The 23276-nt window shown below is 46.6% G+C and carries 25 protein-coding genes and 1 pseudogene; 21 read left to right on the forward strand and 5 right to left on the reverse strand.

Going from position 1 to position 23276, the window contains the following annotated elements:
* The first annotated feature begins 10 nt into the window (after positions 1–10).
* On the forward strand, positions 11–688 hold the full coding sequence (locus tag MTP43_RS02500; RefSeq protein WP_181967373.1) for a DUF3990 domain-containing protein: 678 nt from the start codon (positions 11–13) through the stop codon (positions 686–688).
* A complete protein-coding gene (locus MTP43_RS02505; protein ID WP_113621522.1) occupies positions 669–1328 on the forward strand; it encodes a helix-turn-helix domain-containing protein in 660 nt (219 codons plus the stop codon). The genes MTP43_RS02500 and MTP43_RS02505 overlap by 20 nt, the downstream gene beginning before the upstream one ends.
* Before the next feature lie 105 nt (positions 1329–1433).
* Here the strand turns inward: MTP43_RS02505 and MTP43_RS02510 are convergent, their stop codons facing one another.
* The 4 genes from MTP43_RS02510 to MTP43_RS02525 all read right to left on the reverse strand — a co-directional run bounded on the left by MTP43_RS02510 (position 1434) and on the right by MTP43_RS02525 (position 6324).
* Positions 1434–2714: a zinc-ribbon domain-containing protein gene (locus MTP43_RS02510; RefSeq protein WP_113621521.1), complete on the reverse strand. Its 1281-nt coding sequence runs from the start codon at positions 2712–2714 to the stop codon at positions 1434–1436.
* 79 nt (positions 2715–2793) lie between these two features.
* Complete coding sequence (locus MTP43_RS02515; protein ID WP_113621520.1) at positions 2794–3030, reverse strand: hypothetical protein; 237 nt, start codon at positions 3028–3030, stop codon at positions 2794–2796.
* An 84-nt stretch (positions 3031–3114) separates the two neighbouring features.
* Positions 3115–4590: an ATP-binding protein gene (locus MTP43_RS02520; RefSeq protein ID WP_113621519.1), complete on the reverse strand. Its 1476-nt coding sequence runs from the start codon at positions 4588–4590 to the stop codon at positions 3115–3117.
* 18 nt (positions 4591–4608) lie between these two features.
* On the reverse strand, positions 4609–6324 hold the full coding sequence (locus MTP43_RS02525) for a hypothetical protein (RefSeq protein WP_113621518.1): 1716 nt from the start codon (positions 6322–6324) through the stop codon (positions 4609–4611).
* A 236-nt stretch (positions 6325–6560) separates the two neighbouring features.
* Here MTP43_RS02525 and MTP43_RS02530 point away from each other — a divergent pair, with 236 nt between their 5' ends.
* The 12 genes and pseudogenes from MTP43_RS02530 to MTP43_RS02585 all read left to right on the forward strand — a co-directional run bounded on the left by MTP43_RS02530 (position 6561) and on the right by MTP43_RS02585 (position 17797).
* Positions 6561–7946, forward strand: a complete 1386-nt coding sequence (locus MTP43_RS02530) for a hypothetical protein (RefSeq protein WP_113621517.1) — start codon at positions 6561–6563, stop codon at positions 7944–7946.
* 245 nt (positions 7947–8191) lie between these two features.
* Positions 8192–8389: a helix-turn-helix domain-containing protein gene (locus tag MTP43_RS02535; RefSeq protein WP_005924090.1), complete on the forward strand. Its 198-nt coding sequence runs from the start codon at positions 8192–8194 to the stop codon at positions 8387–8389.
* Between the two features lie 460 nt (positions 8390–8849).
* Positions 8850–9104: a hypothetical protein gene (locus tag MTP43_RS02540; protein ID WP_147321751.1), complete on the forward strand. Its 255-nt coding sequence runs from the start codon at positions 8850–8852 to the stop codon at positions 9102–9104.
* Positions 9073–9699: a relaxase/mobilization nuclease domain-containing protein gene (locus tag MTP43_RS02545; protein WP_113621516.1), complete on the forward strand. Its 627-nt coding sequence runs from the start codon at positions 9073–9075 to the stop codon at positions 9697–9699. Before MTP43_RS02540 ends, MTP43_RS02545 begins: the two co-directional genes overlap by 32 nt.
* A gap of 27 nt (positions 9700–9726) precedes the next feature.
* Positions 9727–10230 carry an AAA family ATPase gene (locus MTP43_RS02550; protein WP_242983847.1) on the forward strand — a complete coding sequence of 168 codons (504 nt, stop codon included), beginning with the start codon at positions 9727–9729 and terminating at the stop codon, positions 10228–10230.
* A 226-nt stretch (positions 10231–10456) separates the two neighbouring features.
* A complete protein-coding gene (locus MTP43_RS02555) occupies positions 10457–11632 on the forward strand; it encodes an IS110 family transposase (RefSeq protein ID WP_113620654.1) in 1176 nt (391 codons plus the stop codon).
* A 242-nt stretch (positions 11633–11874) separates the two neighbouring features.
* Positions 11875–14469 (forward strand): annotated as a pseudogene (locus MTP43_RS02560) (DUF3427 domain-containing protein); the annotation flags it as partial.
* Between the two features lie 6 nt (positions 14470–14475).
* Complete coding sequence (locus MTP43_RS02565) at positions 14476–14844, forward strand: hypothetical protein (RefSeq protein WP_147323237.1); 369 nt, start codon at positions 14476–14478, stop codon at positions 14842–14844.
* Positions 14845–14858: 14 nt separating this feature from the next.
* A complete protein-coding gene (locus MTP43_RS02570) occupies positions 14859–15257 on the forward strand; it encodes a (deoxy)nucleoside triphosphate pyrophosphohydrolase (protein WP_113621515.1) in 399 nt (132 codons plus the stop codon).
* A gap of 325 nt (positions 15258–15582) precedes the next feature.
* Positions 15583–16518, forward strand: a complete 936-nt coding sequence (locus MTP43_RS02575) for a DUF932 domain-containing protein (RefSeq protein ID WP_249235047.1) — start codon at positions 15583–15585, stop codon at positions 16516–16518.
* 11 nt (positions 16519–16529) lie between these two features.
* Positions 16530–16868: a hypothetical protein gene (locus MTP43_RS02580; protein ID WP_005924138.1), complete on the forward strand. Its 339-nt coding sequence runs from the start codon at positions 16530–16532 to the stop codon at positions 16866–16868.
* Positions 16865–17797 carry a YqaJ viral recombinase family nuclease gene (locus MTP43_RS02585; protein WP_015536603.1) on the forward strand — a complete coding sequence of 311 codons (933 nt, stop codon included), beginning with the start codon at positions 16865–16867 and terminating at the stop codon, positions 17795–17797. The genes MTP43_RS02580 and MTP43_RS02585 overlap by 4 nt, the downstream gene beginning before the upstream one ends.
* A gap of 239 nt (positions 17798–18036) precedes the next feature.
* On the opposite strand, the gene tnpA is transcribed toward MTP43_RS02585, so the two are convergent.
* Positions 18037–18516 (reverse strand): IS200/IS605 family transposase, encoded by a 480-nt coding sequence (gene tnpA, locus MTP43_RS02590; RefSeq protein ID WP_055185423.1) that lies wholly within the window; start codon positions 18514–18516, stop codon positions 18037–18039.
* A 204-nt stretch (positions 18517–18720) separates the two neighbouring features.
* Between tnpA and MTP43_RS02595 the strand changes: the two genes are divergently transcribed.
* From MTP43_RS02595 to MTP43_RS14405, 7 genes are all read left to right on the forward strand, one after another.
* Entirely contained in the window at positions 18721–19431 is a 711-nt protein-coding gene (locus tag MTP43_RS02595) for a Sak single strand annealing protein (RefSeq protein ID WP_249235048.1), read from the forward strand.
* Between the two features lie 112 nt (positions 19432–19543).
* Complete coding sequence (locus tag MTP43_RS02600; RefSeq protein ID WP_249235049.1) at positions 19544–21217, forward strand: AAA family ATPase; 1674 nt, start codon at positions 19544–19546, stop codon at positions 21215–21217.
* A 25-nt stretch (positions 21218–21242) separates the two neighbouring features.
* On the forward strand, positions 21243–21425 hold the full coding sequence (locus MTP43_RS02605; protein WP_005938715.1) for a hypothetical protein: 183 nt from the start codon (positions 21243–21245) through the stop codon (positions 21423–21425).
* 104 nt (positions 21426–21529) lie between these two features.
* The gene (locus MTP43_RS02610; RefSeq protein WP_215675174.1) at positions 21530–21868 is read left to right on the forward strand and encodes a DUF3846 domain-containing protein; all 339 of its coding nucleotides are present in this window, start codon (positions 21530–21532) and stop codon (positions 21866–21868) included.
* A gap of 12 nt (positions 21869–21880) precedes the next feature.
* Positions 21881–22231 (forward strand): LPD28 domain-containing protein, encoded by a 351-nt coding sequence (locus MTP43_RS02615; protein ID WP_112145919.1) that lies wholly within the window; start codon positions 21881–21883, stop codon positions 22229–22231.
* A gap of 123 nt (positions 22232–22354) precedes the next feature.
* A complete protein-coding gene (locus tag MTP43_RS02620; protein ID WP_249235050.1) occupies positions 22355–23095 on the forward strand; it encodes a recombinase family protein in 741 nt (246 codons plus the stop codon).
* Entirely contained in the window at positions 23073–23207 is a 135-nt protein-coding gene (locus tag MTP43_RS14405; protein ID WP_256466396.1) for a hypothetical protein, read from the forward strand. The genes MTP43_RS02620 and MTP43_RS14405 overlap by 23 nt, the downstream gene beginning before the upstream one ends.
* Positions 23208–23276: the final 69 nt, after the last annotated feature.

Below are 23276 nucleotides of genomic sequence, written 5' to 3' on the forward strand. Positions count from 1 at the left end.
AGGTGGTTCTGTGGAAAAAACAATTTATCACGGTTCGGATCATATTATTGAAAAGCCAAAGTTCAGCTATGGCAAGCCCTACAATGACTATGGCATCGGCTTTTACTGCACTCAGAACCCCAACATGGCCAAAGAGTGGGGCGTTGGCATCGACCACAATGGCTACGCTAACCGGTATAAAATCGAATGCGACGGTTTGACCATTCTGGATTTGAACGCTCCCGGTTACACGATGCTGCAGTGGCTGACGATTCTTTTGGAGAACCGCGAATTCGATACTTCTGCCCCGCTGGCCGCAGAAGCCAAAGAATACCTGATGAACACTTTTCACCTCGACTATAAGTCTGCTGATATCATCATTGGCTACAGGGCAGATGACAGCTATTTTTCCTTTGCATCCGATTTTATCAACGGTGCAATCTCTTACCGCCAGTTGTGCAATGCCATGCGCTTGGGCAAGCTGGGGCAGCAGTTCGTGCTGAAAAGCAAAGCGGCCTTTGAACAGCTGGAATTTCTCGGCTATGAGACCGCAGACTCTAAAGAATGGTATAAGAAAAAGGCCTTCCGTGACCAGACAGCCCGCCGCCAATATTTTGACGTGGAGCGCAACCGCCGTCAGAGGGGAGACCTTTATATTACCACGATTCTCGACGAGGAGATGAAGCCCAATGATCCACGCTTACGATAAAAGCTATCTTTCTGCTGCACAGAAAAATCTTGCCCGGATGTTGGATTATCTTGTCAACGATCTGCATTATCCGTTGGAGATGGCATGGCAGTGGTTTGTGACCAGTGAACTGTCTGCCCGGTTCGAGCAGGGGGATTGTTCTGTGTTGGTGGGCTTGTCCGGTGTAGAACTTGCCCGTGCTGTATTGGAGCAGGCGGGCGAAGTCGTGCCTATGCAGAAACCCTCGTATGCCTACGACCGCAGCCCGGAATACTGGACAGGCTGGGCTCTTGCCTATTACCAGTGGCTGACCAGTTTGCGCTTTGCGGAGATTGAACAGGCAGTGCCTATCACGAAAGTGCGGCTGCTGTATACGCCCTACCACGAGATGGATGTACGGCAGTTTGCAGACAAGATGAACGAGTTGTACCGTGCGGCAAAGCCGGAAACAAACCTGAAAGCCATGCGCACATTGGCCGGATTGAGCCAATCGGAACTGGCAGGACAGGCTGATGTGCCTGTGCGTACCATCCAGCAGTACGAACAGCGACAGAAGGACATCAACAAAGCACAAGCAGAAACGCTGCTTCGCCTTGCGCGTGCGCTGAATTGCAACGTGGAGGATCTGATGGAGAAAGTTCCACCGCTGAATTTTAAATAAGAATGAAGCGATGAGACCTGACACAGATTGTGCAAACAAAAAAAGAAAGCTACCATCCATGAGAGAAAAATTCTCACAGATCGGCAGCTTTTCTCTTTGAAGTTGTTATGCCTTCGTTGTGGTCAGAACTTCATCATTGACCAGCTGATTGGCCTTATCAAAGGCTTCGATCATCTGGGTCGCTTTCGGATGGAGATAGACTTCATCCAGCGTTTTGGATTTGGGCGTGTGCCCGACAGCACGTTTCAGGATATCTTTGTTGACACCCGCACGGTCACAAAGGCTGGCGTATGTATGCCGGGTGGTGTAGGGCGTATAAGTGGCGAGCTTCCCGGCAAACTCCGGTTTACGTTTGCCGTTTTCGTCGTAAGGATTTGGCTGGATGCCGATTTCCTCCAAGAACGGATAGAATTTGCGATTACGCCAGTTCTTTTCGTTCCAGAATCCACCTTTTCCGTTGGGAAAGAGTGGGCCGTTTTCCACAGAGGTGGCATACGCATGTTCAAAAATCGGGATTCCGAAGTCAAGAATGGGAATGATACGGTTGCGTCCGGCCTCAGTCTTGCAGCCGCCAATCAGATAAGCACCGGATTCCGTGCGGTGAAAATCTTCGTGTTTGAAGTGCAGCAGCTCATAGATACGCACTCCACAGGCCAGAAGAGCAATTACCATCTGTCCGGTGGGAGTGTTCTTTTGGTTCAGGATCAGCGTCACCTGTTCGTCCGTGAAGATTTCGCGTTCCGGCGATTTACGCCCCTCAACTTTCAGGACAGATGCAAGGTTGGCATCCACGACACGCCAGCCAATGGCTGTGCGATACAGCTTGCTGATAAGAGTACGCTCTTTTTCCAACATGCTCTGAGACAGGCCATCATCGGCCATTTTATCAAGGATGTTTTGGAAGTCCTGTGCATAAAGGGCTGCAATTTTGTAATACCAAAGTGGTTTTAGGTATTTCCATGCCAGATCATACAGTTCACGGGCCTTATCAGAACGGCCTTTGTACTCACGAGATTCCAGAAAGATCTCGTGAATTTTTGCTAAGGTGGAATCTTGATATGGTGTAGCAGGGCGTTTCATCATTTCAGCACGAACCGCTTCGGCTTCTTCACGGGTGACATAAGTGCCGACAGTTTTTACAACTGTAATACCTGTGTGAGGGTCAGGGATTGGCATACGGAGCAGCCACGGCTTACGGCGTATCCCGGACATTCTAGAGATGCTTCCATTACCAGACGATGCTTTCAGCCGGGGCGATTCTCGCTTGGCTGGAACAGTAGGCGGTGCTCCTACACCGGGGGATGGTGCTGTGCCAACAGGATGACCGCAGGCAGAGCAGAATTTGGCGGTATCGGAGATTTGATGACCGCAATTTTCACAGAACATAGATTTGAACCTCCAATTGATCTAAATTTGCTTCAAAAAATGCCCTCGGCATCTAGGATACCGAGGGCGGACTGTTGGATTAGCTTCGACTACGGGAAAGCTGATATGCTCGACTTTGTTCGGCAGTCACACCGTTCTTTATCAGATTGGCTACGTTTGGATAGTATACTAAAATATGGCTACCATTGGGCACGTGTGGAATGAATCCTTCGGCGACAAACCTCCGCAGGCAGGAATAGCTGAGTTCCAGCCCTTCGCTTCGAGCGCGGCGGACGGCTGCGGTCAGACTGATAAAATCGCTGTTGTTGTTTTTCATAGGTGTTTCCTCCTGAAAATATTTGTAGTTTGAAGCGTTCAACGCTTCATAGTAATTATACTTGTTTGAATTGACGTAAAATTTTTATGGTTTGATATTTGGAGTGAAGACGAAGCGTTTGTCGTCTTTTCGTACAAGGGAGCTAAAATCTGCGTGGCTAAAATCAAATTCCACACAGGAACTATCAATGGGTTGCGTTTGTGGCCATGCAGGACTATAATAATCATAACAAGAACGAGGCCGGTTCGATGAAGCGATGGATGCGATAATTTGCTCAGATGTGGGCAAGTCTTGCTTTGGTGGCTCGGAGACCTCTTTACTGGGCGATATTGAGGCAGAGGAAAGCTCACAAGATGAACTTGGCAAGGGAGGATAGACATCCTCTGTGACTGGCTCAAACTCATTGTTTTGAGTGGAATCTTCATCATTGCAATCGTCGCAACCGTCAAGTTCATCCAGTGGTGGAAGAAAATCGATCTGTGCTGGTGGGAGAATTGGCTCGGTGTCAGAAGGCATCGGAATCGTCGGTGAATCACTGGCAGGAACGACATCCTCTGGTGGCTTACTATGGACGACCAGCGGCTTGGTGGTCGGTGTGTCAGAATCGCCTACATAAACCGGGCCGGAGACTAGGAACTCGCCAACCTGAAGACTCTTTAGCATGGAAGTCAACTTGGTTCCACCTGACGAACTAATGAAACGGGCACACATACGAATCTCATCATCAGCAGGTTGGAAATACATAGCATACTTGCACTGCTGAAGCAAAATCCGTTGCCCAGCCTTAAAATTACAGATGCTCTGGGCAACCAGCAAGCAGTACAAACCATATTTGCGACCCTCGTTGAGAATTTTTCCCAGTGCACTTGTTTGGTGCAATGGGAAGTTACTCAATTCATCCAAGTACAGGAAAGTGGGTGGGAAATCCTCGCGAGTGGCTTCTCGTAACAGTGCTGCAAAAACCACCTCTTCAACGATGTGTTGCGTGGATGGCGGAAACGAATCTAATTCCAGCAAGGTGATGCCGGAGAAAATCTCGAAATCGCCATTCTCGAAAAACTTCTGTCCCCATAAAGGAGTCAAGGCTTTTTCCAAACCGGGTGCAGCGAGTGACCGGGAATTCTGGATTTCTAGGTGTAATCGTTCCAATGCCTCATTCGGGGCAGGTGAATCACGGAGAACCTTTTCTAGTAGGGATAGCAGTAACGGCTTTTGCCCATCTGATAGCCTGATGACGGATGCAACCGTATCAACGAAAGATGCAGAGGCATCTGCGGGATTTGCTGATGTTCCAAACAAATGCAGCTTGAGTGGCTTTTGAGACACGTCCTGACGATGCACATAAGGCTCTAAGTCTGCTGGCAGAGACACAGCGTGACGATGATCTATGACTACGATTCGAACACCTGACTCTAATAAATTCCTTATAATGATATCGGAAGAAAGGGTGGTCTTACCGGTTCCGCTTTTTCCACAGATAAAAATGGAAGCGTTCCCCTCCTTGAGTTTTTCGATGATTGTAACAGCCTTTTGGTAAGTAGAGCCTATTTTTAACCTCATGGTTCCGTCCCTCCTGTTTTAATCAGAATCTTCATATTCGGTCAAGCAACTGCGTTTCAAGGTCAGAAGTCGAGCATCTACATAGGTTCCGTTGTCAATACGAATCTTTTTGGCAGTGCTGAACTCAGAGAGCAAATGCTCACTTTGCAAATTCGAAATAATGGCAGATGCACTATAGCCCTGTGCATATTCGCAAATCAGATATTTTAGTAAGGAACCTTTCAACAGAAAGTCACCTCCTTTTTGTACGATATCCCGGTCAGGATCATAGCTAGAATCGACCTCTCCATAGCGGAGAAGACGAATGTCCCCGGCTTCTTGTGCGGAATAGAGTACCCTGCGTAAAATCTCTTTGGCGTTGCAATCCAGAGAGCTGTCCCACTCGGATAAACAATTATTTATGTATGCCTGACAGACCTCGTGTGCTGTTTGTGCTAAATCCGGTTGTTTAAGGAGCTTTAATGCCCAGCAAAGAACGGCAGAAGAAATGCTCAGAAGCCCAATCTCGTGCCGGAAAGCGCACTCTTCATCCAAGGAATCTAAGGCAGCAGTATAAGTCCGCTCAACGATACGTTCAAACGCATCTGGGTTGTGCTCAACAAGGGCACACAGCTTGCTAAAGATTTCGGACAGCGGCAGTGCGGCTGTATGATCTTCCTCACGAGGCAAGAATAGACAGTACTTCCGCTGCAAGTCGGTAATGCCGTTCGTAGATACGATAAGGCACAGTGGAAACCAGGGTTCTGTCATAGTCCTTGTAAGCAGAGTGGCAAAATTTGTCGTTGAACGGTAGTTACCAACGGTAGCGGCAATTCCTGGATTGTCACCGTAGACTGATAGTAAGACATCCGGGCCGTGCTGATCGAGCATTTGATTGAAGTGCTTTGGTATGTCGTCAACCGTCATTCTTGTTGAAGTAGAAACATCATTGTCTAAAAGAGCAAAGAAACGATGAACGCCCTCAAATTTATCAGAAATTCTAGTTTTGATGATCCCTAAAATCCTGACCAAAGCCAAGGGCAACTTCTCTAAGTCAGTGGTGTTCAACAACGAGGTAGCCAAGGTGTCCTTCATTTGCGGCGTATAGAGCCAGCGACCATCCTCTAGTTGATACCATCCAACAGGAGGCAGCAAGTATGGGTGTTCAGTGTCCAAAATTGCACTGATGAAAGCCGCCAACAAATCAGCCCACCGTTTACTGTCCTCGGTATAATGGATCTGGCCACCCGCAGCCATGAACTTCTTCAGCAACGTCTTCGGACTAAAATCGCCTTTCTCCAGCCAGAATGCTCCGGACGGTTTGTTGGGAATACGGAACGATACATAAATCCATTCGGTTGTTTTGTCGCGCTCTATCTTCCTTACAACAATAGCCTTGAAATCATAGCAAGATGTGAATGACCGCCGGATTGGTCGAGAGTCGTTCGGGGCCCGCTTCTTAATGATCCAAGGGCGTTTGTAAATATCTACATCGAATCCAAAATTATCGAAGTGATTAAACTCGGCCAGGAACGCTTTTAGTTCAGCTTTTTGGGCAGGATCACTCTGTTGCCGAACTAGTCGATTGTGTACTTCTTGTCGGTAGGCCGCATCTCTGGCATCTATATCTATTTGATGCGTTTCCATATCAATGAACTCCTGACCACTGCTGTTGATAAAGGTACAGGCAGGTACAGAAGTAAAATCTCTGGGTGGATCGTGAACTCGATTTGAGACTATGAATTTGCTACTCATGGTAAAAACCTCCTTTTGCAAATATGTTTTTTGTGGGCAGTCTGACCGTTCCATTGGCGTATGCTACCCACTATGAAATTCTCAATGTGCGATGCAGTGGGCGGTTACCCGTGAGAGGTGTCCGTCACTGTGATGCGAAGTATACCAAAAAACCAAAATTCGCAGAACAAAAAAGATGTCACAAAATTACGTTTTTGTGACATCTTAAAATGTGACGATATGACGGAGAAAATCAAATGATTGGACTGGAACGTTTTTCACTGTACCAAAATGAGGATGAACTTAAAGCGGACTTAGAGCAGACAAATTTAGTAAATTGCCTAAGTTGGAATTTTTTGATACAGAGGGACAGAAAGGGCGAGGATGGAAAGCTCACAGACAAGTTTATGAATGAGATGCTTTTCTATGCCGTAAAAGAAGAAGAGCCGTGGGAAGGATTAAATTGCTTCATATACGATTATAGACCTGTTTTTTATAGCAATGCGCTTGCATGTGCATTGTTGACGCTCAAATACTTATCAGCAGAAGAAGTACCTTTTAAGGAATTGATGTGTGACAAGCAAAAAGGTGAGACCACAAAAAACAATCACGGAATAGATGCAGACGTACAGAGATTGAAAGAAAAACTCGATAGTTTTTTGAAGTATGAAAATGAAATCCTCATGAGTGAGGGCAAGGAAAATGGATATATCCAAACGATGTATCCGTGCAGATATATTCCATCAATAAATCAAGAAAGCGTAAAAGATTTTTTAGCACCAGTGATTAGAAAAATAGCAAAAGATATGATAGAAGATGAGGGTGGAGAAGAAGACGAATACATCGAGATCAACCGAACGATGGCATTAATAAAAAATCAATTAAATGTATATCAGATAAATAGAAAAAAGAATAAAAAGAACGAAAAACATGAAGTGGATTCCGAGTATGACATAATAGATGATGAAAATGAAAGCACTGACCAAAGACAACGAAAAACTCGGTTGAAAAAGTTGTATAAGAGTTTTTTCAATGAATTGCTTGAAATCGAGAAAAGTGATTATGCTGAAGCAAGCTGGAGCGAACGTGTCATGAATCAGTTTGTTAAGGAAATGATTTATCATTGTAGAGAAGTCATAGAATTGGAAAACTATTTGTCAATAATTAAATTTATTCCGAAAGGGACGAGCAAAGAAAGAAAACGATTGATAGAGGAAGAAATCAATATGAGACTATTTGATTTCACAGAAAAACGCTGTGTTCCGATTGTGTTTTATTCAGATAAGCTGATTATTAGACCGGGAACATTGAGCAACAAAAACTATATTTGTTTTTTGAAAAAGGTGACAATGATTCTTTATATGTATGCGGGGATGGATGCAAAGAGCGCATACAAAAGACTTAGCGATTATGTAAATCAAAAACCGTATTTGATAAATAAAGATGATGGCGAAAGGATGAATCTTTTTGAATTTAAACCCATTGAATATATAGGAGATCAAGAAGAAAGAAAATCGTTCTTGATTTCTACAATGAGCCATATTATGAGAGCGTTTTATGATAGAGAGCCTTATGAGCCAACGGGCGAACCACAGAGTTTTTGGGCAAGTGTCATAGATTCAACTGTGCTAAGCACACAGTAGGACGGATTGGTCAATCATCTGATTTCGACACTTTCAGAAAAAACTGAACCTAAAAAGAGCTAAAACTCCAGACAAAAGCAGAATTTCAAAGCGGATTTTTTCAAAACTGTCGAAAATGGCATAGAAGGAAAGCGCATAAGACATAGTCTAAGGGCAATCACGCAAGTGGTTGCCCTTTCTCTGTATCTGGTGTGATTTGACATTCGGCAACAGTATAGTAACCCATCAAAGGAGGATTGGCCGTTATGTTTGATTATTACGACACCCTGATAACCCCGGAAGAAGTTGCTGATATGCTGAACTGCGGTATGAACACCACCTATAAACTTTTGAAGACAGGAAAAATCAAGGCGATGCGAATTGGAAGAGTATGGAAAATTCCAAAGAGAGCAGTACAAGAATATATTGTGCAGGAAGCTCATATGAAAGCTGCTGGATGGTAATACGAAAAATGCCCACATGGATAATGACTCCATGTGGGTTTTCTGTTGCTTGAAAATAATGCTTGATAATGAGGTGTACATAAAAATAATCTTGGTGTTAATGCTGGATAATGTGTGGAGAGGAAAGAAGGTGAAATTTAATCTTTATTAACAGCACTAACATTAAGATAAATAGCTGAATGACAGTAGGCTATTTCGGGTCGAGCGAATGATGTGGGACACACACACATTTTGCCACACCTGTTGGGAGCGGAGCTCCCTTTGTTTTATAAGATAAGATAATATAAATACAAGATATTATTATTAAAAATAATATAATTATTATTAACATTAGATAATAGTATATATTGTTTGAAAATGGCTGAAAGCTGCACCGATGTTATGATTCTTAATAGGTATTCTTGTGTGAAAATTATCTTATCTATCTGAAAATTGTATCAATAGAAAGGAGCACTTGAAAGTGGAAAAAAGGCATAGAGTAACCGTATATCTTTCAGAAGAAGAATATGAATTATTAGTAGAACGTGAAAACGAAAGCGGAAAGCCGAGATCAAAAATTCTAAAAGAGAGCTTGTACAGAGAGCAGAATATAATGGATGCTAAGTTCTCTGACAGCATTTTTAAGATAGCATGTTGGATTGATCAAAAAGAATACGATAAAATCAGAGAAGAGGTAAAAAAATATGCCGATTATCAAATTCGTGAACGAAAGTGAGAAGATTGAATATTCTACGGAGCAAGACGTTTGCAGTCTTCTTTGTTATGCGTTTGATCCTCAAAAGACAATAATGAACGACAATCAATTTGTTGGGTGTAAACCTTTCGGTTTTCCATTTTGGTATATGAGAAATCCTTTGGCAGTACATCAATTTATGGAATTCAATCATAAGAGACAATTCAAGCATTGGAAAGATTTAGCAAAACATAGAGTGATCTCATTTTCTAAAGAAGAGAATTCTTTAGTAGCGACATTAAAGATAATTGCTGAACGGATAGTGTCTTTTTATGCTAACAATGGTTATATTGCTGCGTATGCAATTCATTTCGGCACAGAAAACCCACATATCCATGTTATCGTAGATACTATTTCCTATCAGAATCTAAATAAGTTCCACATGAGCCGTAGGTATGAGTGGAATCAAATCCATGAAATACTGAATGATTATAGTGTGCAGTATATCACAAGGTCTGTATCGAAAAGAGTGCGCTGCGAAAACCGGGAATATTCGGTTGCTGTATATCTTCCGAAAAAACCGAGAGAGCGGATGGAAGTCTTAGGTATCGAATATGACGAATGTCCAGATTATTAAACGATGAACCAAAGGAGGTCTATAACAATGGACAAGTTTGATGAAAAAATCATCGGATATGAATCTACTAAAAACATCCTACGCCAGATACTGGATACACTGAAAAGGCCAGAACTTTATAAAAGTAAAGGAGCTTCTATCCCCAGAGGGCTTCTGATGGAATCCGACCCCGGCCTTGGTAAAAGTTTGCTGGCAACCGTCTTTATAAAAGAATCAGGCCGCAAGTCTCTTGTCTTTCGGAAAACCAGTCAGGAAAACAGTTTTCTGGATGAATTGAGGGCTGCTTTCTTGGCTGCAAAGGAAGCCGCACCTAGTATACTGCTCTTGGAGGATTTGAACCTCTATGTAGAATCCAACTCTCCCTATGCGCCAGAATGGGCTTGCTTACAAGCCTGTATTGACGATGCAAAGAGCACAGACCTTTTTGTGATTGCCACAACGAATGACACAAAGTATATGCCGCCATCGCTGTTGAGGCCCGGCAGATTCGACTACACGCTTTATCTTGACCCTCGTATTATAAAAGAGTAGTATTTATAGACCGCTCTCCAGCGGTATGCTACAATGTTTAGGATGCTGTGGATTGGTAATTTTCACCTACCGTAAAGACGGTTTATTGGAGGCTCCAACCACAGCCTCTTTGTTGAAATGTTAATCAGTTAGATACCGCCAGACGGTTTATTTAGAACGAGGTTACAAGAGCAAAGAAGTCTGTGGTCCTGAACAGCATCGAAATAAATATGCCGGAGGTATCAAAATGGTTTGTGTTGGAATTGATGTTGCCAAGGATAAGCATGACTGCTGTATTCTTGATTCAGACGGAATGGTTCGTGCTGACTGCTTTACCATCCCCAACAACATGGATGGATTTAAGCAACTGCTTCAAACGATTCGAAACTGTACCCAAAAGTCAGACAAAATAAAAGTAGGACTTGAGGCTACCGGACATTACAGCTACAACATTCTTGGATTTCTTCTTGACAAGGACCTGGCCGTCTATGTCATGAATCCTTTGCACACCAACCTGTACCGAAAAAGTCTCAGCCTTCGCAAAACTAAAACCGATCGTGTGGATGCAAGAACGATTGCAACTATGCTATTGTCCGATGTAGACCTCAAGTCCTACACGGATACAGCATACCACAACGAAGAGTTAAAGTCACTAACAAGATACCGATTCGATAAGGTTCGTGAAAGAGCCAAGCTGAAGCAGTCAGTGTCCAGACTGGTCACGATTCTGTTTCCAGAACTGGAGAAGCTCGTTACCTCTCTCCATATTGCTTCGGTTTATGCGCTCCTCAGTGAATATCCCGGTGCAAAACAGATTTCAGAAATTCATCTCACCAAGCTGACAAATCTTCTTGCAACAGCGTCCAAGGGACGCTACGAAAAAGAAAAGGCCATCCAGATTCGAGAGGCCGCCAGAACTTCCATTGGTTCTGTCATGTCTGCCAAATCTCTAGAATTGAAGCACACCATTAAACTCATTAAGGAACTCACCTCCGAGATTGATGAAATTGAAGATTCGATTCAGCAAATCATGGATGAATTGCATCCACCGATTCTTTCTATTCCCGGAATGGGTGTTCATTCCGCTGCCATGATTCTTGCTGAAATCGGCGATTTCTCCAACTTTGATTCTCCTGACAAAGTCCTTGCTTACGCTGGCTGCTCTCCGTCTACATACCAGTCAGGCAAACTCACAAACTGCTATGCTCACATGGAAAAACGCGGTTCTCGCTATCTGCGATACGCTCTCTACAACGCAACCAAGTACGTCTGCCACTGGAATCCCGTCTTTGCTGAATACCTTGCCAAGAAACGTTCTGAAGGAAAACACTACAATGTTGCCCTGTCCCATGCCATGAAGAAACTCGTGCGGCTGATCTATGCCTTGCAAAAGTCTGGAAAAGCGTATCTTACGGCTGCTTGATTTTCTCCAGAGCCTGAGCGAAATCCAAGAACAACTTAGCTGGCGCAGCGAACCCTTGACAAACCGAAGCATTCAAATGCTATCCTGTTTTTGCGAGGGTTAGCTGGGCTTGCTTTGCTATTCTCTCCGTCGCCCTCGCTGTCCCAAGACCAGCATTTGAATGCTGTTTGTCATGGGCAGCGAATGGTTGACGGATTTTAGGGGATTTTTTCATTTTGGGGCTTGACTTTTAATAGTTAGTCTCTTATATGGGCGCTACGGACGTGAAAGCCATCGAGGAGCTGCGCGCACTGCCCAATACGAAGATCAAGGTCAGCTACGACACCAAGCGTACCCGGCTCCACGCAAAAACCTATGTGTTTTACCGGGACACCGGTTTTACTACGGCGTATGTAGGCTCCTCCAACCTGTCCAATGCGGCAATTTCCAGCGGTCTGGAATGGAACGTCAAGGTGACCCGAAAGGACCTGCCGGAGACCATCGAAAAGATCGCAGCCACCTTTGAAAGCTACTGGAACTCCAGCGAGTTTGAATATTACGATGAAGGGCAGCGGGAACGGCTGACCCGCGCCCTGAAGGCTGAAAAATACAGCGAGACCGACCACAGCGGGATCTATACCCTGGATATTTTGCCCTATTCCTACCAGCAGGAAATTCTGGACCGACTGGATGCCGAGCGCACCGTTCGGGGTTACAACCGCAACTTGGTAGTCGCCGCCACCGGCACCGGCAAAACTGTGATCTCTGCACTGGATTACAAGCGCTTCTGCAGGCAGTATCCGGGGCAGCCCTGCCGTCTACTGTTTGTGGCACACCGAGAGGAAATCCTGAAGCAGAGCCTGTACACCTTCCGGGCGGTACTGAAGGATGCCAATTTCGGCGAACTGTATGTGGGCAGTCACAGAGCCGACAGCATTGATCATCTGTTTGTTTCCATCCAGACCTTCAATTCTCAGGAGCTTGCCGCCAAAACGGCAGCAGATTTTTACGATTACATCGTTGTGGACGAGTTCCATCATGCAGCTGCACCCACTTATCAGAAGCTGTTGGAATATTACCAGCCGAAGATCCTGCTTGGACTGACCGCTACCCCGGAACGTATGGACGGCAAAAGCGTTCTGGACTATTTCGGCGGGCGCATTGCCGCCGAGATCCGTCTGCCGGAAGCGATCGACCGGAAACTGCTCTGTCCCTTCCAATATTTCGGCGTCACCGACACCGCAGATCTGAGCAGCCTGAAATGGCGTACCGGCGGCTACGATAAAAACGAGTTGTCCAACCTGTACACCCTCAGCGGCATGGTGGCGGAGCGCCGCGCTGACCTTGTGGTGAACTCCATCCTGAAATATGTCACCGATATCGACGAGGTAAAGGGTCTGGGCTTCTGCGTTTCCATCGCTCATGCCCAATTCATGGCGCGCTACTTTAATACCCACGGCATTCCATCTATGGCACTGACCGGCGACTCTCCTGACGAGGAGCGCAACGCCGCCAAGCAGCGGCTGGTTTCCGGGGAGCTCCGTTTTCTCTTTGTGGTGGACATTTACAACGAGGGCGTGGATATCCCCGAGGTGAACACGGTGCTGTTCCTGCGTCCTACCGAGTCGCTGACCGTGTTTTTGCAGCAGTTGGGGCGCGGCTTACGTCTGGCAGAAAACAAGGATTGCCTGACCGTTCTGGATTTCATCGGACAGGCCAACAAAAAGTACAATTTTGAGGAGAAATTCGCAGCACTGCTTTCCAACACCACCCGCAGCGTCAGCCGGGAGCTCAAAGAGGGCTTTGTCTCTGCACCTAAAGGCTGCTATATTCAGTTGGAGAAATATGCCGCAAAATATGTGCTGGACAATATCAGCGCCTCCTATGACCGCACCTCCGGGCTTGTGGCGCGGGCGGCTACCTTTACCGAGGATACCGGTCTGCCCCTGACACTGGGGAACTTCCTCGACTACTACCATCTTGACCCGCGTGCGATTTACAGCAAAAAGATCTGCTTCAGCAGGCTGTGCGTCCGTGCAGGGGCGGCATCCGATTTTGCAGAACCTTTGGAAGAAACTATGACCAAAGCCTTTGCACGCTTTGCGGTCATCGATTCCCGCAGGTGGATTCGTTTTTTGCTGGGGCTTCTGCCAAAATTGGACAACACCGACTTTGCGGCTCTATCACCAGTAGAGAAGCGGATGCTGCAAATGTTCTATGTGACTCTCTGGGGTAAGGCCGCAGAAAGCTGGGAGGATGAAGAAGTTCTCGATAACCTGTATGCTCTCTCAGACAGTCCCGTTTTGCTGGGGGAGCTGCAGGCACTTTTGCAGTATCAATATGACCGCATTGATTTTATCGACGAACCTGTGGATGTAGGCTTTGATTGTCCGCTGGACCTGCACTGCACCTATACCCGCGACCAGCTGCTAGTGGCACTGGACTTTTTGAAGCCTGCCACTGTCCGCGAGGGCGTGAAGTGGCTGCCGGAAAAGCAGCTGGACGTATTCTTTGTGACCCTGAACAAAGCGGACAAAGATTACTCTCCCAGCACCATGTACAAGGATTATTCCATTAACGAAAGCCTGTTCCACTGGCAGAGCCAGAGCACCACCGCCGAAAACTCTGCCACCGGGCAGCGCTACATCCATCACCGGGAAAAAGGAAGCCGCGTGCTGTTATTCGTGCGTGAGTTCAAGGCAGATGCCCGTTTTGGCGGGGCAGGAGCGTATACCTATCTGGGCACGGTGAACTATGTGAAGCACGAGGGCTCCCGCCCCATGAACATCACATGGAAGCTGGACCGCCCGATCCCTGCAAAGTTCCTCAAAAAGACCAACAAATTGATCGTGGGGTAACATACTATGGACGATATGCTGGCTCGCACCATAATTGAAACTCTTGCAAAAGGTATTAATCCTTTAACCGGTTGGATTCTGTCTGAAAATGATAGTTGTGCTCAGGAAGAAATTCAAGAAGCATTAAAAATCGTATTGGAACATTGCTCCATTGAATCTACCGCTGAATATCTGAAGTCTCTTCCTCGAAACAAAAAGGCAGAGCGTTATTCTCGCGCTGGAACAGCATGGTCGCAAAAAGAAGAACGTGAATTATTGCGGCTCCACCAGCAGGGGAACAGCGTCAAACGAATTTCTTTGATTCTAAAACGTTCTACAGGAGCAATCGAATCCAAATTGAGAAAACTGGGTTGTCCGCTCTATTATGAAAAATAATTCAGGAGATTTTCATGAAAATGATTCGCGTTGTTGCAGCCGTGATCTGCGACGATATTCAGACGAAACATAAAATTTATGCCACTGCCCGCGGCTACGGCGAGTACAAGGGCGGATGGGAGTTCCCGGGCGGCAAAATCGAGCCGGGTGAAACCCCGCAGCAGGCACTGAAACGAGAGATCCGGGAAGAGCTGGATACCGAGATCGCGGTAGGCAACCTCATCGACACCATTGAATACGATTATCCGACCTTTCATCTTTCCATGGACTGTTTCTGGTGTGAGGTAGTCTCCGGCAAACTGGTGCTGAAAGAAGCCGAGGCTGCACGCTGGCTGACTAAAAAGGAGCTTGATTCTGTTCCGTGGCTTCCGGCAGACCAACTTCTTTTAGCGCAAATTCGTCCTGCATTATAATTTTTTATGATAAATCCCTTTCTTTAGCTTTCTCAAATTTCCATTTTTCACCCAGATATAATAATCATGATCCAAAGCCTCTGAGTCGAAAGACTCAGGGGCTATTTTTATGTCTGGAGGTGAGCATCTTGTTATTCCGCACCATCACTATCATTATTACTATCGTATTTTAACGCGCAGCTGCGCAGAAAGGAGAAAGCATTATGAACTTTTGGTCCGAAATCGTCAAAGAGGTTGGCACCGTCCTGGTGGAAGTCCTCGTCCGCATCGCTGAAGAAATGGAAAACAACAATTGATCACAGTACACTGAAAAGGAGATTTTACTATGCCCGCAAATGTTGAAACGATGTTCTCTGTCCGTGAGACCCCTTGGCACGGCCTTGGCCGTATCATCATGGATGCCCCTGCAAGCCGTGAAGCCTTGGAACTGGCCGGTCTGGATTGGCAGGTGGAAAGCCGTAATATCTATTCCGGCACGGGTTCTATGATCCCCGGCTATCGCGCAAATGTCCGCAGCACTGATGATGCTGTTCTGGGTGTAGTATCCGACCGCTACCGCATTGTGCAGAACGAAGAAGCATTTCAGTTCACGGATGACCTGTTGGGCGAGGGCGTTACTTACGAAACTGCCGGTTCTTTGCAGGGCGGCAAGAAGGTCTGGATGCTGGCAAGGCTTCCGAGGAAATATCTTATCGCTGGAGATCAGGTAGTACCATATCTTGTGATCTTCAACAGTCATGACGGAAGTTCTGGTGTGAAAGTGACCATGACTCCGATCCGTGTAGTCTGCCAGAACACGCTGAACCTCGCGCTGAATACTGCAAAGCGCAGCTGGACTGCACGCCACACCGAAAATGTTCTGCTCCGCGTGCAGGATGCCCGTGAGACCCTGCAGCTGGCCAGCAACTATATGATTGAACTCGGCAACCGTGGCGAAGAGCTGGCTCGCATCGATTTATCCGATCACAAGGTGCAGGAGTTCATCAATGATTTTTTCCCGATTTCTGAGGACCTGTCCGATTGCCAGCGGAAGAATAACCTGCGCTTGCAGGAAGATCTGAAGACTCGCTACTACAACGCACCGGATCTGGAATGGGTCGGCAAGAACGGTTGGCGCTTTATCAACGCAGTCTCTGATTTTGCCACCCACGCAGACCCTCTCCGCAAGACCAAAAACTACAACGAAAACCTGTTCCTGCGCACCGCAGAGGGTAACCCCATGATCGACAAGGCTTACAAGATGGTGCTGGCAGCAGCATAAAGGAGCAAGCCATGAATGATGTAAACAACCGCATTTTCAGGGAATTCACGGAATTTTTTGACAACGTTGAGAAGAGTGCTTCTGAAATCAGCGTTACCACGGCTTATGAGATCACGATGAAAAGTACCATCAGCACCGCCATTATTGTTTTGGAATCCGAGGGTAGACTGGAGGAGCGCTACTGGAACCATCTCAGGGTGCAAAATAATATTCTGGATTTTCTTTATGACCTGTGGGTTGGCTCTTGCCATTCGTTAGCTGCCGACTTTTCCACCATCATGAAAGACTTGGTGGAATATGACTTCATTCTTGCCGAATCTATTATGAAAGAAAGGATGCAAAGCGCATGAAAAGATTGATTTCAACTTTGAACCTGTCCAAAGAGGATTGGCTCCGCTACCGCAAGTGCGGTATTACCGGCACCGATGCAGGTGCCATTCTGGGTGTAAATCCCTATCGTTCTGCTTTTCAGGTTTACTGCGACAAAAACAGCGAAACTATTGAGAACATCGATAATGAGGCTATGCGCCAGGGACGCGATCTGGAAGATTATGTCGCGCAACGCTTCACCGAAGCAACCGGTCTGAAGGTACGCCGTGCAAATGCCATTTACCAGAGCGAGAAACATCCGCTGCTTCTGGCAGATTTTGACCGCCTGATCGTTGGGCAAAAAGCTGGATTAGAGTGCAAAACGGTTTCGCCGTTTTCTGCGGACAAGTGGGCTGATGGAAAAATCCCTGCACATTACATGGCTCAGGTCAATCACTATCTGGCTGTCAGCGGTTTTGACTGCTGGTACATTGCTGCTCTGATTTTCGGGAAAGAACTGGTGATTCACAAGATCACAACCGACAAAGAAGTTCTGAACAACCTCATTGCAAAGGAAGAGCACTTCTGGAAATACAACGTAATGCCCGAAATTCCACCTGTACCTACCGGAAGCGAGGGGGATACACAGCAGATCAATCAGCTATACTCTGCAGATGATCGAAACAAAACTGCCGATCTAAATCCCATCCGTAATCTGTTGGACAAGCGGCAGGAGCTTTCTAATCAAATCGAGCAGATGGAACAGGAGAAAACGGCTATCGAGCAACAGGTCAAGCTGCAAATGCAGGATGCCGCTTATGGCACAGCACCGGGTTATAAGGTATCGTGGGTATCCTCCGAAAGCAAGCGTGTGGATTCCCAGCGTTTGAAGAAAGAACAGCCCGATATTTTCAATCGGTACAGCAAGAATGTGAGCAGCCGCAGGTTTACCATTATCCATGCAGCATGATTTTTGTATGTCTGCTGGCATACAAAATTGCCTGTTTTTCCAATTTTGTTTAGTACGGCAATACAAAATTGCCCGTTTCTCTAACTTTGTTTAGTACAGCAGTCAAAACCACCGGCTGAGCCGGTGGCTTGAGTAAGCCCTAGAAGGGCATAATACTAGCAAAGCCCCTTAAGGGGCCACGAATGGGTCTGCCAACTGCATTCCTGTCTCGTGGCAGGCCCCTCAAGGGGCCCTTTTATTTACGCCTTAGTTTCCTTGCTACCCGTAAACGGGTCCACGAACTCCTTAAGGCTCAACTGATCGGCAATCTGGTCCTGTTGCAGTTGATTTTTAATGTACTCTTGGATTTTCTTTTTGTTCTTTCCTACCGTATCCACGAAGTATCCCCTGGCCCAGAAATGCCGATTGCCATACTTGTACTTCAGATTTGCATGTCTGTCGAAAATCATGAGACTGCTCTTTCCCTTGAGATATCCCATGACATAGGAAATGCTGTACTTCGGCGAAAAACTTATCAGCATATGGATATGGTCAGGGCAGGCCTCCGCTTCAATGATTTCAATACCTTTTTGTTCGCACAACTGGCGCAGTATCTGCCCTATATCCTTTTTGATCTGACCGTAAATTACCATTCTCCGATATTTCGGTGCAAACACTACATGGTATTGACATCTCCACGTGGTATGGCTTAAACTATCTACGTCTTTGTTATCTTTCATTTCAAAGATAAACCTCCCTGTTCCTAGAATGTGGTTGGCAAACCCACACTCTATTCTACGGGGAGGTTTCTCTTTGTCTAGGGCTAAAGCCGTTTTTATTCCACCAGCAAAGCTGGTGGTTGTCGCTCGCTCAAGCTACCCAATACAAAACCCGGCGCAGCAATTCATTTGTTGCGCCGGGTTTTTATCAGAAAGGATGCTATCATGGAAAATCCATTCGTAAAATTATTTGCTATTGACTTCAAAGATCATCTGGAAGTCAAAAAGTCCGGCAATACCGAGCTGAAGTATGTGAGCTGGGCGTATGCTTGGGCAGAGGTGAAGAAGCTGTATCCCGCTGCCAGCTATGAGGTCAAGAAATTCAACGGTCTGCCCTATGTTTATGACCCCATAACCGGCTTCATGGTGTATACCTCGGTCACGATTGAGGGCGTTTCGCATGAAATGTGGCTGCCTGTACTGGATGGCGCAAACAAAGCCATGAAAGCTGTGCCTTACACCTACTCCACCCCGAAATGGGACTACAATCCGCAGACCCGCCGCCGTGAAAAGGTCGGCATGGAAGAGCGCACCGTAGAAGCAGCCTCTATGTTCGATGTGAATAAGGCTATCATGCGGTGCTTGGTGAAGAACCTTGCTATGTTCGGTCTTGGTCTCTATGTCTATGCTGGAGAAGATTTACCGGAAGATGCCGCACCGCAGCCTGAAGCAGAGCCTCAAAAGCAGCCGAAACCGAGATCCGCTAGCCCGAAGCAGGAACAGCCGCCTGTGCCCTGCATCTGCGCCCGGTGCAACCAGCCCATCAAGAGGGTCAAGCTGAAGGATGGCTCCATCATGCAGGCCGCAGAGTTTGCCGCTACCCATGAGGGAATGTGCGCCGACTGCTACAAAGCCACCAGATTGAACGTAGCATAATAAAACTGCTCTATTTCGATGTCACTTGATTCTTGTATGATTCTATATTTCATGGTACACTTACAGTAGTGAGTTCTGAAAGCTCTCCTCTGTGAGCGGAAAGGAGCATTGCATGAAAGATTTGCAGTTTCCTGTCGGAATCTCGAATTTTGAGAAGATTCGAGAAGGCGGGTATTATTATATCGACAAGACCAATCTGATTTCTGAACTTCTTAGCGGAGGTATCGCTGAAGTAACATTGATTACTCGCCCTCGTCGCTTCGGAAAATCCCTTGGTATGAGCACTCTCGCAAATTTTCTGGATATCCGCAAAGACAGCAAGCAACTGTTTGAGGGATTGGCAATCTCCAAAAATACAGAGCTTTGCAAAAAATGGATGAACCAGTGTCCTGTGGTATTTTTCTCTTTCAAGGACACGGACGGTCTGACCTTTGAAAGTGCCTATGGAATGCTGTGCATGAAGCTGGCATTTGCATTTCAGGATTATCAGTTTCTTTTGGATGACGATGCTATTTCCGACGATGACAAAGGCATCTTTAAGCGGATTCTGGGACGCACTGCATCCATGGATGAAACCAAAAACTGCTTTTTGCTGTTGACCCGGATGCTGGAAATCCATTTCAAAAAGTCGGCGGTCGTCATTCTGGATGAGTATGATGTTCCCATTGCAAAAGCCAGCAGCAACGGATATTATTCGCAGATGCTGGACGTGATGCGGGCTATGATGAGCACCACGCTCAAAGACAATATCTCCCTCGACTTTGCTGTTGTTACCGGCTGTCTGAAAATTGCTAAAGAAAGCATTTTTACCGGGACGAACAATTTTGTTTCGGACACGATTCTTTCTCCCCGGTTGAGCGAATCCTTTGGTTTCACACAGACAGATGTAGATCAAATGCTGAAAGATGCTGGTCTTGAATCGCAGTCTGCTGAAATCAAGGCATGGTACGACGGTTATCATTTTGGCGATGCAGACATTTATTGTCCGTGGGACGTAATCAGTTATCTGCGGGATTTCCAGTATGGTGTAGCACAGAAGCCGAAAAGCTATTGGAAAAACACCAGTGATAACGCCATCATCCGTTCTTTCATCGACTATGCAGGCGACAATATCACCACAAAGCTTGAAACTCTGATGGCTGGCGGCTCTATTGTTCAGCATATTGAAGAAAACCTGACCTACGATTATCTGCACTCCTCGGAGGAAAATCTTTGGAGTGTGCTGTATCTGACAGGCTATCTGACCAAAGTGCGTGATAAAGATTTGCCGGATTCGCTGCCGGATGGCTGCTCTGCGTTGATGATTCCCAATGCAGAGATTCGGGAAATTTTTGAAACCACTGTAAGCAAATGGTTTGACGACAGTGCAAAGGCATGGAACCGCAGCCCTTTGTTTGATGCAGTCTGGAGCGGAAACAGCGAAGCTCTGACAAAAGAAATGACCAAGCTGCTACGCATGACCATCAGCTACCACGACTACCGGGAGGATTTTTACCACGCTTTCCTTGCGGGCATCTTTACTGGTGCTGGCTATGTGGTGGAATCCAACAAAGAGCATGGCGAGGGTCGCAGCGATGTCATTGTAAAGGATATCCGCAATGGCCGTGTGGCGATTTTTGAAGCCAAGTATGCCAAAACTCTGGATGCTCTGCCGGATGCCTGTGATGCTGCCATTCAGCAGATCAATGACCGGATGTATGCAACGGACTTCCGGGATGACTATGATGACATCCTCTGTTATGGCATCGCATTCTTCAAAAAGCGTTGTATGGTACGCAAAAAATAAACACTATACTGGAGGCCCACACAATATGTGCGATGTGCTTGATAAAGTGGAAAACCGTGGCATTGCAAAGGGAAAAGCCGAAGGGGAAGATACGCTGGCTTTGCTGATGAAGAAGCTGTTCGATCAGAACCGTATTGAAGATGCAAAGCGGGCTTCTGAAGATAAGGAGTACCGTGCTCGGCTGATGAAAGAGTTTGGCATCAGCTGAGCAAAAAATTATATGTACAACTGGGAGAGTGTCTTCGGATGCTCTCCCTTTACTTTTGCAGGACAGTCCGCGTGGATTGTCCTATTTTTATTTGGAGGCACACAGTGAAAGACGAAAAAATCAAAGTCCTTGCGCTCCTGCCAATGGAGCTGCCAAAGGAGATTGAGCTGGACAACACCCTTGAAGCCATGCAGAAATTTGTAGGCGGGCTGATCGAATGCATCACATTGAGTGATACCGGTTCAGAGGTCACACTGGTCTGCAATGATGAAGGCAAGCTGCTTGGCCTGCCGCTCAATCGTCCGCTGTGGGATGGAGCCGATGTTCTTGCTGGGCCGGGATTTCTGGCCGGATGTGACAACGAAGGGAATCTGACTTCCCTGCCGCAGAGTACAATGGATTTCTACAAAGAGAAATTCAGAGCTTTTATCATTGAAATCTAAGGAGGACAGATTATGACCTTTAATGCAATGACCGAACACTACGAAGAGATCACGGTTTGCGGAAAGCCTGCGCTGTTCACCAGCATCCGCATCAAGAGAGATACCATTCCGGATGGTCTGTACGCCTACGATGTTCGGCATGATGACGAGTGCCGGGGCATCCCTTGTGAGATTGCGCCCTTTGTGATGGTCAACCACTGGGGCACCATTATTCTTGCGGAACCGCTGGAACTGCCGGATGATGGGCGGCGATATATTGACGAGGACACCGACTGGAACTACGCTCCTTTGGATGGCGAGGACACCGCCAATCACAAACCGTGCACTACCATTTCTGATTTTATGACTGCCTATGCCCACTAAAACTGTATTAAAAATACCGTATATTCTGTTTTGTATTAAAACCAGCCATTTTCAGGCCATTTCAAGGTGCAAAACACAGTCTTAAAAATGTCGCTCGTTATCTTTGAGCCAGAAAGGAGACGCATGAACATCTATGGCTATTGCCGTATCTCTACGGCAAAGCAGAGCATTGACCGTCAGATCCGCAACATCAAGGCCGAATACCCAACTGCCCATATCGTGCAGGAAGCCTATACCGGCACATCCATTTTTCGCCCAGAGTGGCTGAAGCTCTACCGGATTCTGAAATCTGGGGATACGGTGGTGTTCGATTCTGTGTCCCGGATGTCCAGAAATGCAGAAGAAGGTTTTACTCTGTACGAAGACCTTTACCACAGGGGCATCCGGCTGGTGTTTTTGAAAGAGCACCACATCGACACCGAAACCTACAAAAAGGCTTTGTCCGGCAGCATTGCCATGACAGGGACAAATGTGGACTTCATCTTGAAGGGCATCAACGAATATCTGATGGCGTTGGCCAAGGAGCAGATCAAGCTGGCCTTTGAGCAGTCCGAAAAAGAAGTTGCCGATCTGCACCAGCGCACCCGTGAGGGCCTTTTGACCGCCCGGCTGAACGGCAAGCAGGTTGGCCGCAAAAAGGGTGTTGGCTTTGAAACGAAGAAAGCCAGAGAAGCCAAGCAGATCATCCGCACCCACTGCAAGACCTTTGGCGGCACACTTGACGATGCCGAGTGCATGAAGCTCACCGGTCTTGCCCGGAACACCTATTATAAATATAAGCGTCAGATTCGTGCCGAACTGATAGCAGAGCAGGATTTGCCGAAAGGAGCAAGCATCTTTTATGAACCGCCAAAATCATTCTGAGCCAGAAAACAGGTTCACCCCGGAGGAACAGCAGGAGTTTTTGGAACTTCTGGCCCAGCTTACCTCGGAGCAGCGTGAAGCACTGAAAGAAGTGCTCAAATCCTTTACTTAACAAAAATGTGCAGGGCGGCGTTGCTGCTACCCTGCACATTTTATTTTTTTACTTCTACTCGAAGAACCG

Source organism: Faecalibacterium sp. IP-1-18 (genome assembly GCF_023347355.1).
Lineage (GTDB): Bacteria > Bacillota > Clostridia > Oscillospirales > Ruminococcaceae > Faecalibacterium > Faecalibacterium prausnitzii.

Excerpts from the sequence above, each read along its gene's own strand:
- MTP43_RS02620 (WP_249235050.1), top strand. The coding sequence starts at position 22,355 with ATGAACATCTATGGCTATTGCCGTATCTCTACGGCAAAGCAGAGCATT.
- MTP43_RS02535 (WP_005924090.1), top strand. The coding sequence starts at position 8,192 with ATGTTTGATTATTACGACACCCTGATAACCCCGGAAGAAGTTGCTGAT.
- MTP43_RS14405 (WP_256466396.1), top strand. The coding sequence starts at position 23,073 with ATGAACCGCCAAAATCATTCTGAGCCAGAAAACAGGTTCACCCCGGAG.
- MTP43_RS02530 (WP_113621517.1), top strand. The coding sequence starts at position 6,561 with ATGATTGGACTGGAACGTTTTTCACTGTACCAAAATGAGGATGAACTT.
- MTP43_RS02510 (WP_113621521.1), bottom strand. The coding sequence starts at position 2,714 with ATGTTCTGTGAAAATTGCGGTCATCAAATCTCCGATACCGCCAAATTC.
- MTP43_RS02595 (WP_249235048.1), top strand. The coding sequence starts at position 18,721 with ATGGAAAATCCATTCGTAAAATTATTTGCTATTGACTTCAAAGATCAT.
- MTP43_RS02545 (WP_113621516.1), top strand. The coding sequence starts at position 9,073 with ATGCCGATTATCAAATTCGTGAACGAAAGTGAGAAGATTGAATATTCT.
- MTP43_RS02615 (WP_112145919.1), top strand. The coding sequence starts at position 21,881 with ATGACCTTTAATGCAATGACCGAACACTACGAAGAGATCACGGTTTGC.
- MTP43_RS02555 (WP_113620654.1), top strand. The coding sequence starts at position 10,457 with ATGGTTTGTGTTGGAATTGATGTTGCCAAGGATAAGCATGACTGCTGT.
- MTP43_RS02585 (WP_015536603.1), top strand. The coding sequence starts at position 16,865 with ATGAAAAGATTGATTTCAACTTTGAACCTGTCCAAAGAGGATTGGCTC.
- MTP43_RS02520 (WP_113621519.1), bottom strand. The coding sequence starts at position 4,590 with ATGAGGTTAAAAATAGGCTCTACTTACCAAAAGGCTGTTACAATCATC.
- MTP43_RS02565 (WP_147323237.1), top strand. The coding sequence starts at position 14,476 with ATGGACGATATGCTGGCTCGCACCATAATTGAAACTCTTGCAAAAGGT.
- MTP43_RS02605 (WP_005938715.1), top strand. The coding sequence starts at position 21,243 with ATGTGCGATGTGCTTGATAAAGTGGAAAACCGTGGCATTGCAAAGGGA.
- MTP43_RS02505 (WP_113621522.1), top strand. The coding sequence starts at position 669 with ATGATCCACGCTTACGATAAAAGCTATCTTTCTGCTGCACAGAAAAAT.
- MTP43_RS02525 (WP_113621518.1), bottom strand. The coding sequence starts at position 6,324 with ATGAGTAGCAAATTCATAGTCTCAAATCGAGTTCACGATCCACCCAGA.
- MTP43_RS02550 (WP_242983847.1), top strand. The coding sequence starts at position 9,727 with ATGGACAAGTTTGATGAAAAAATCATCGGATATGAATCTACTAAAAAC.
- MTP43_RS02575 (WP_249235047.1), top strand. The coding sequence starts at position 15,583 with ATGCCCGCAAATGTTGAAACGATGTTCTCTGTCCGTGAGACCCCTTGG.
- MTP43_RS02515 (WP_113621520.1), bottom strand. The coding sequence starts at position 3,030 with ATGAAAAACAACAACAGCGATTTTATCAGTCTGACCGCAGCCGTCCGC.
- tnpA (WP_055185423.1), bottom strand. The coding sequence starts at position 18,516 with ATGAAAGATAACAAAGACGTAGATAGTTTAAGCCATACCACGTGGAGA.
- MTP43_RS02580 (WP_005924138.1), top strand. The coding sequence starts at position 16,530 with ATGAATGATGTAAACAACCGCATTTTCAGGGAATTCACGGAATTTTTT.
- MTP43_RS02570 (WP_113621515.1), top strand. The coding sequence starts at position 14,859 with ATGAAAATGATTCGCGTTGTTGCAGCCGTGATCTGCGACGATATTCAG.
- MTP43_RS02600 (WP_249235049.1), top strand. The coding sequence starts at position 19,544 with ATGAAAGATTTGCAGTTTCCTGTCGGAATCTCGAATTTTGAGAAGATT.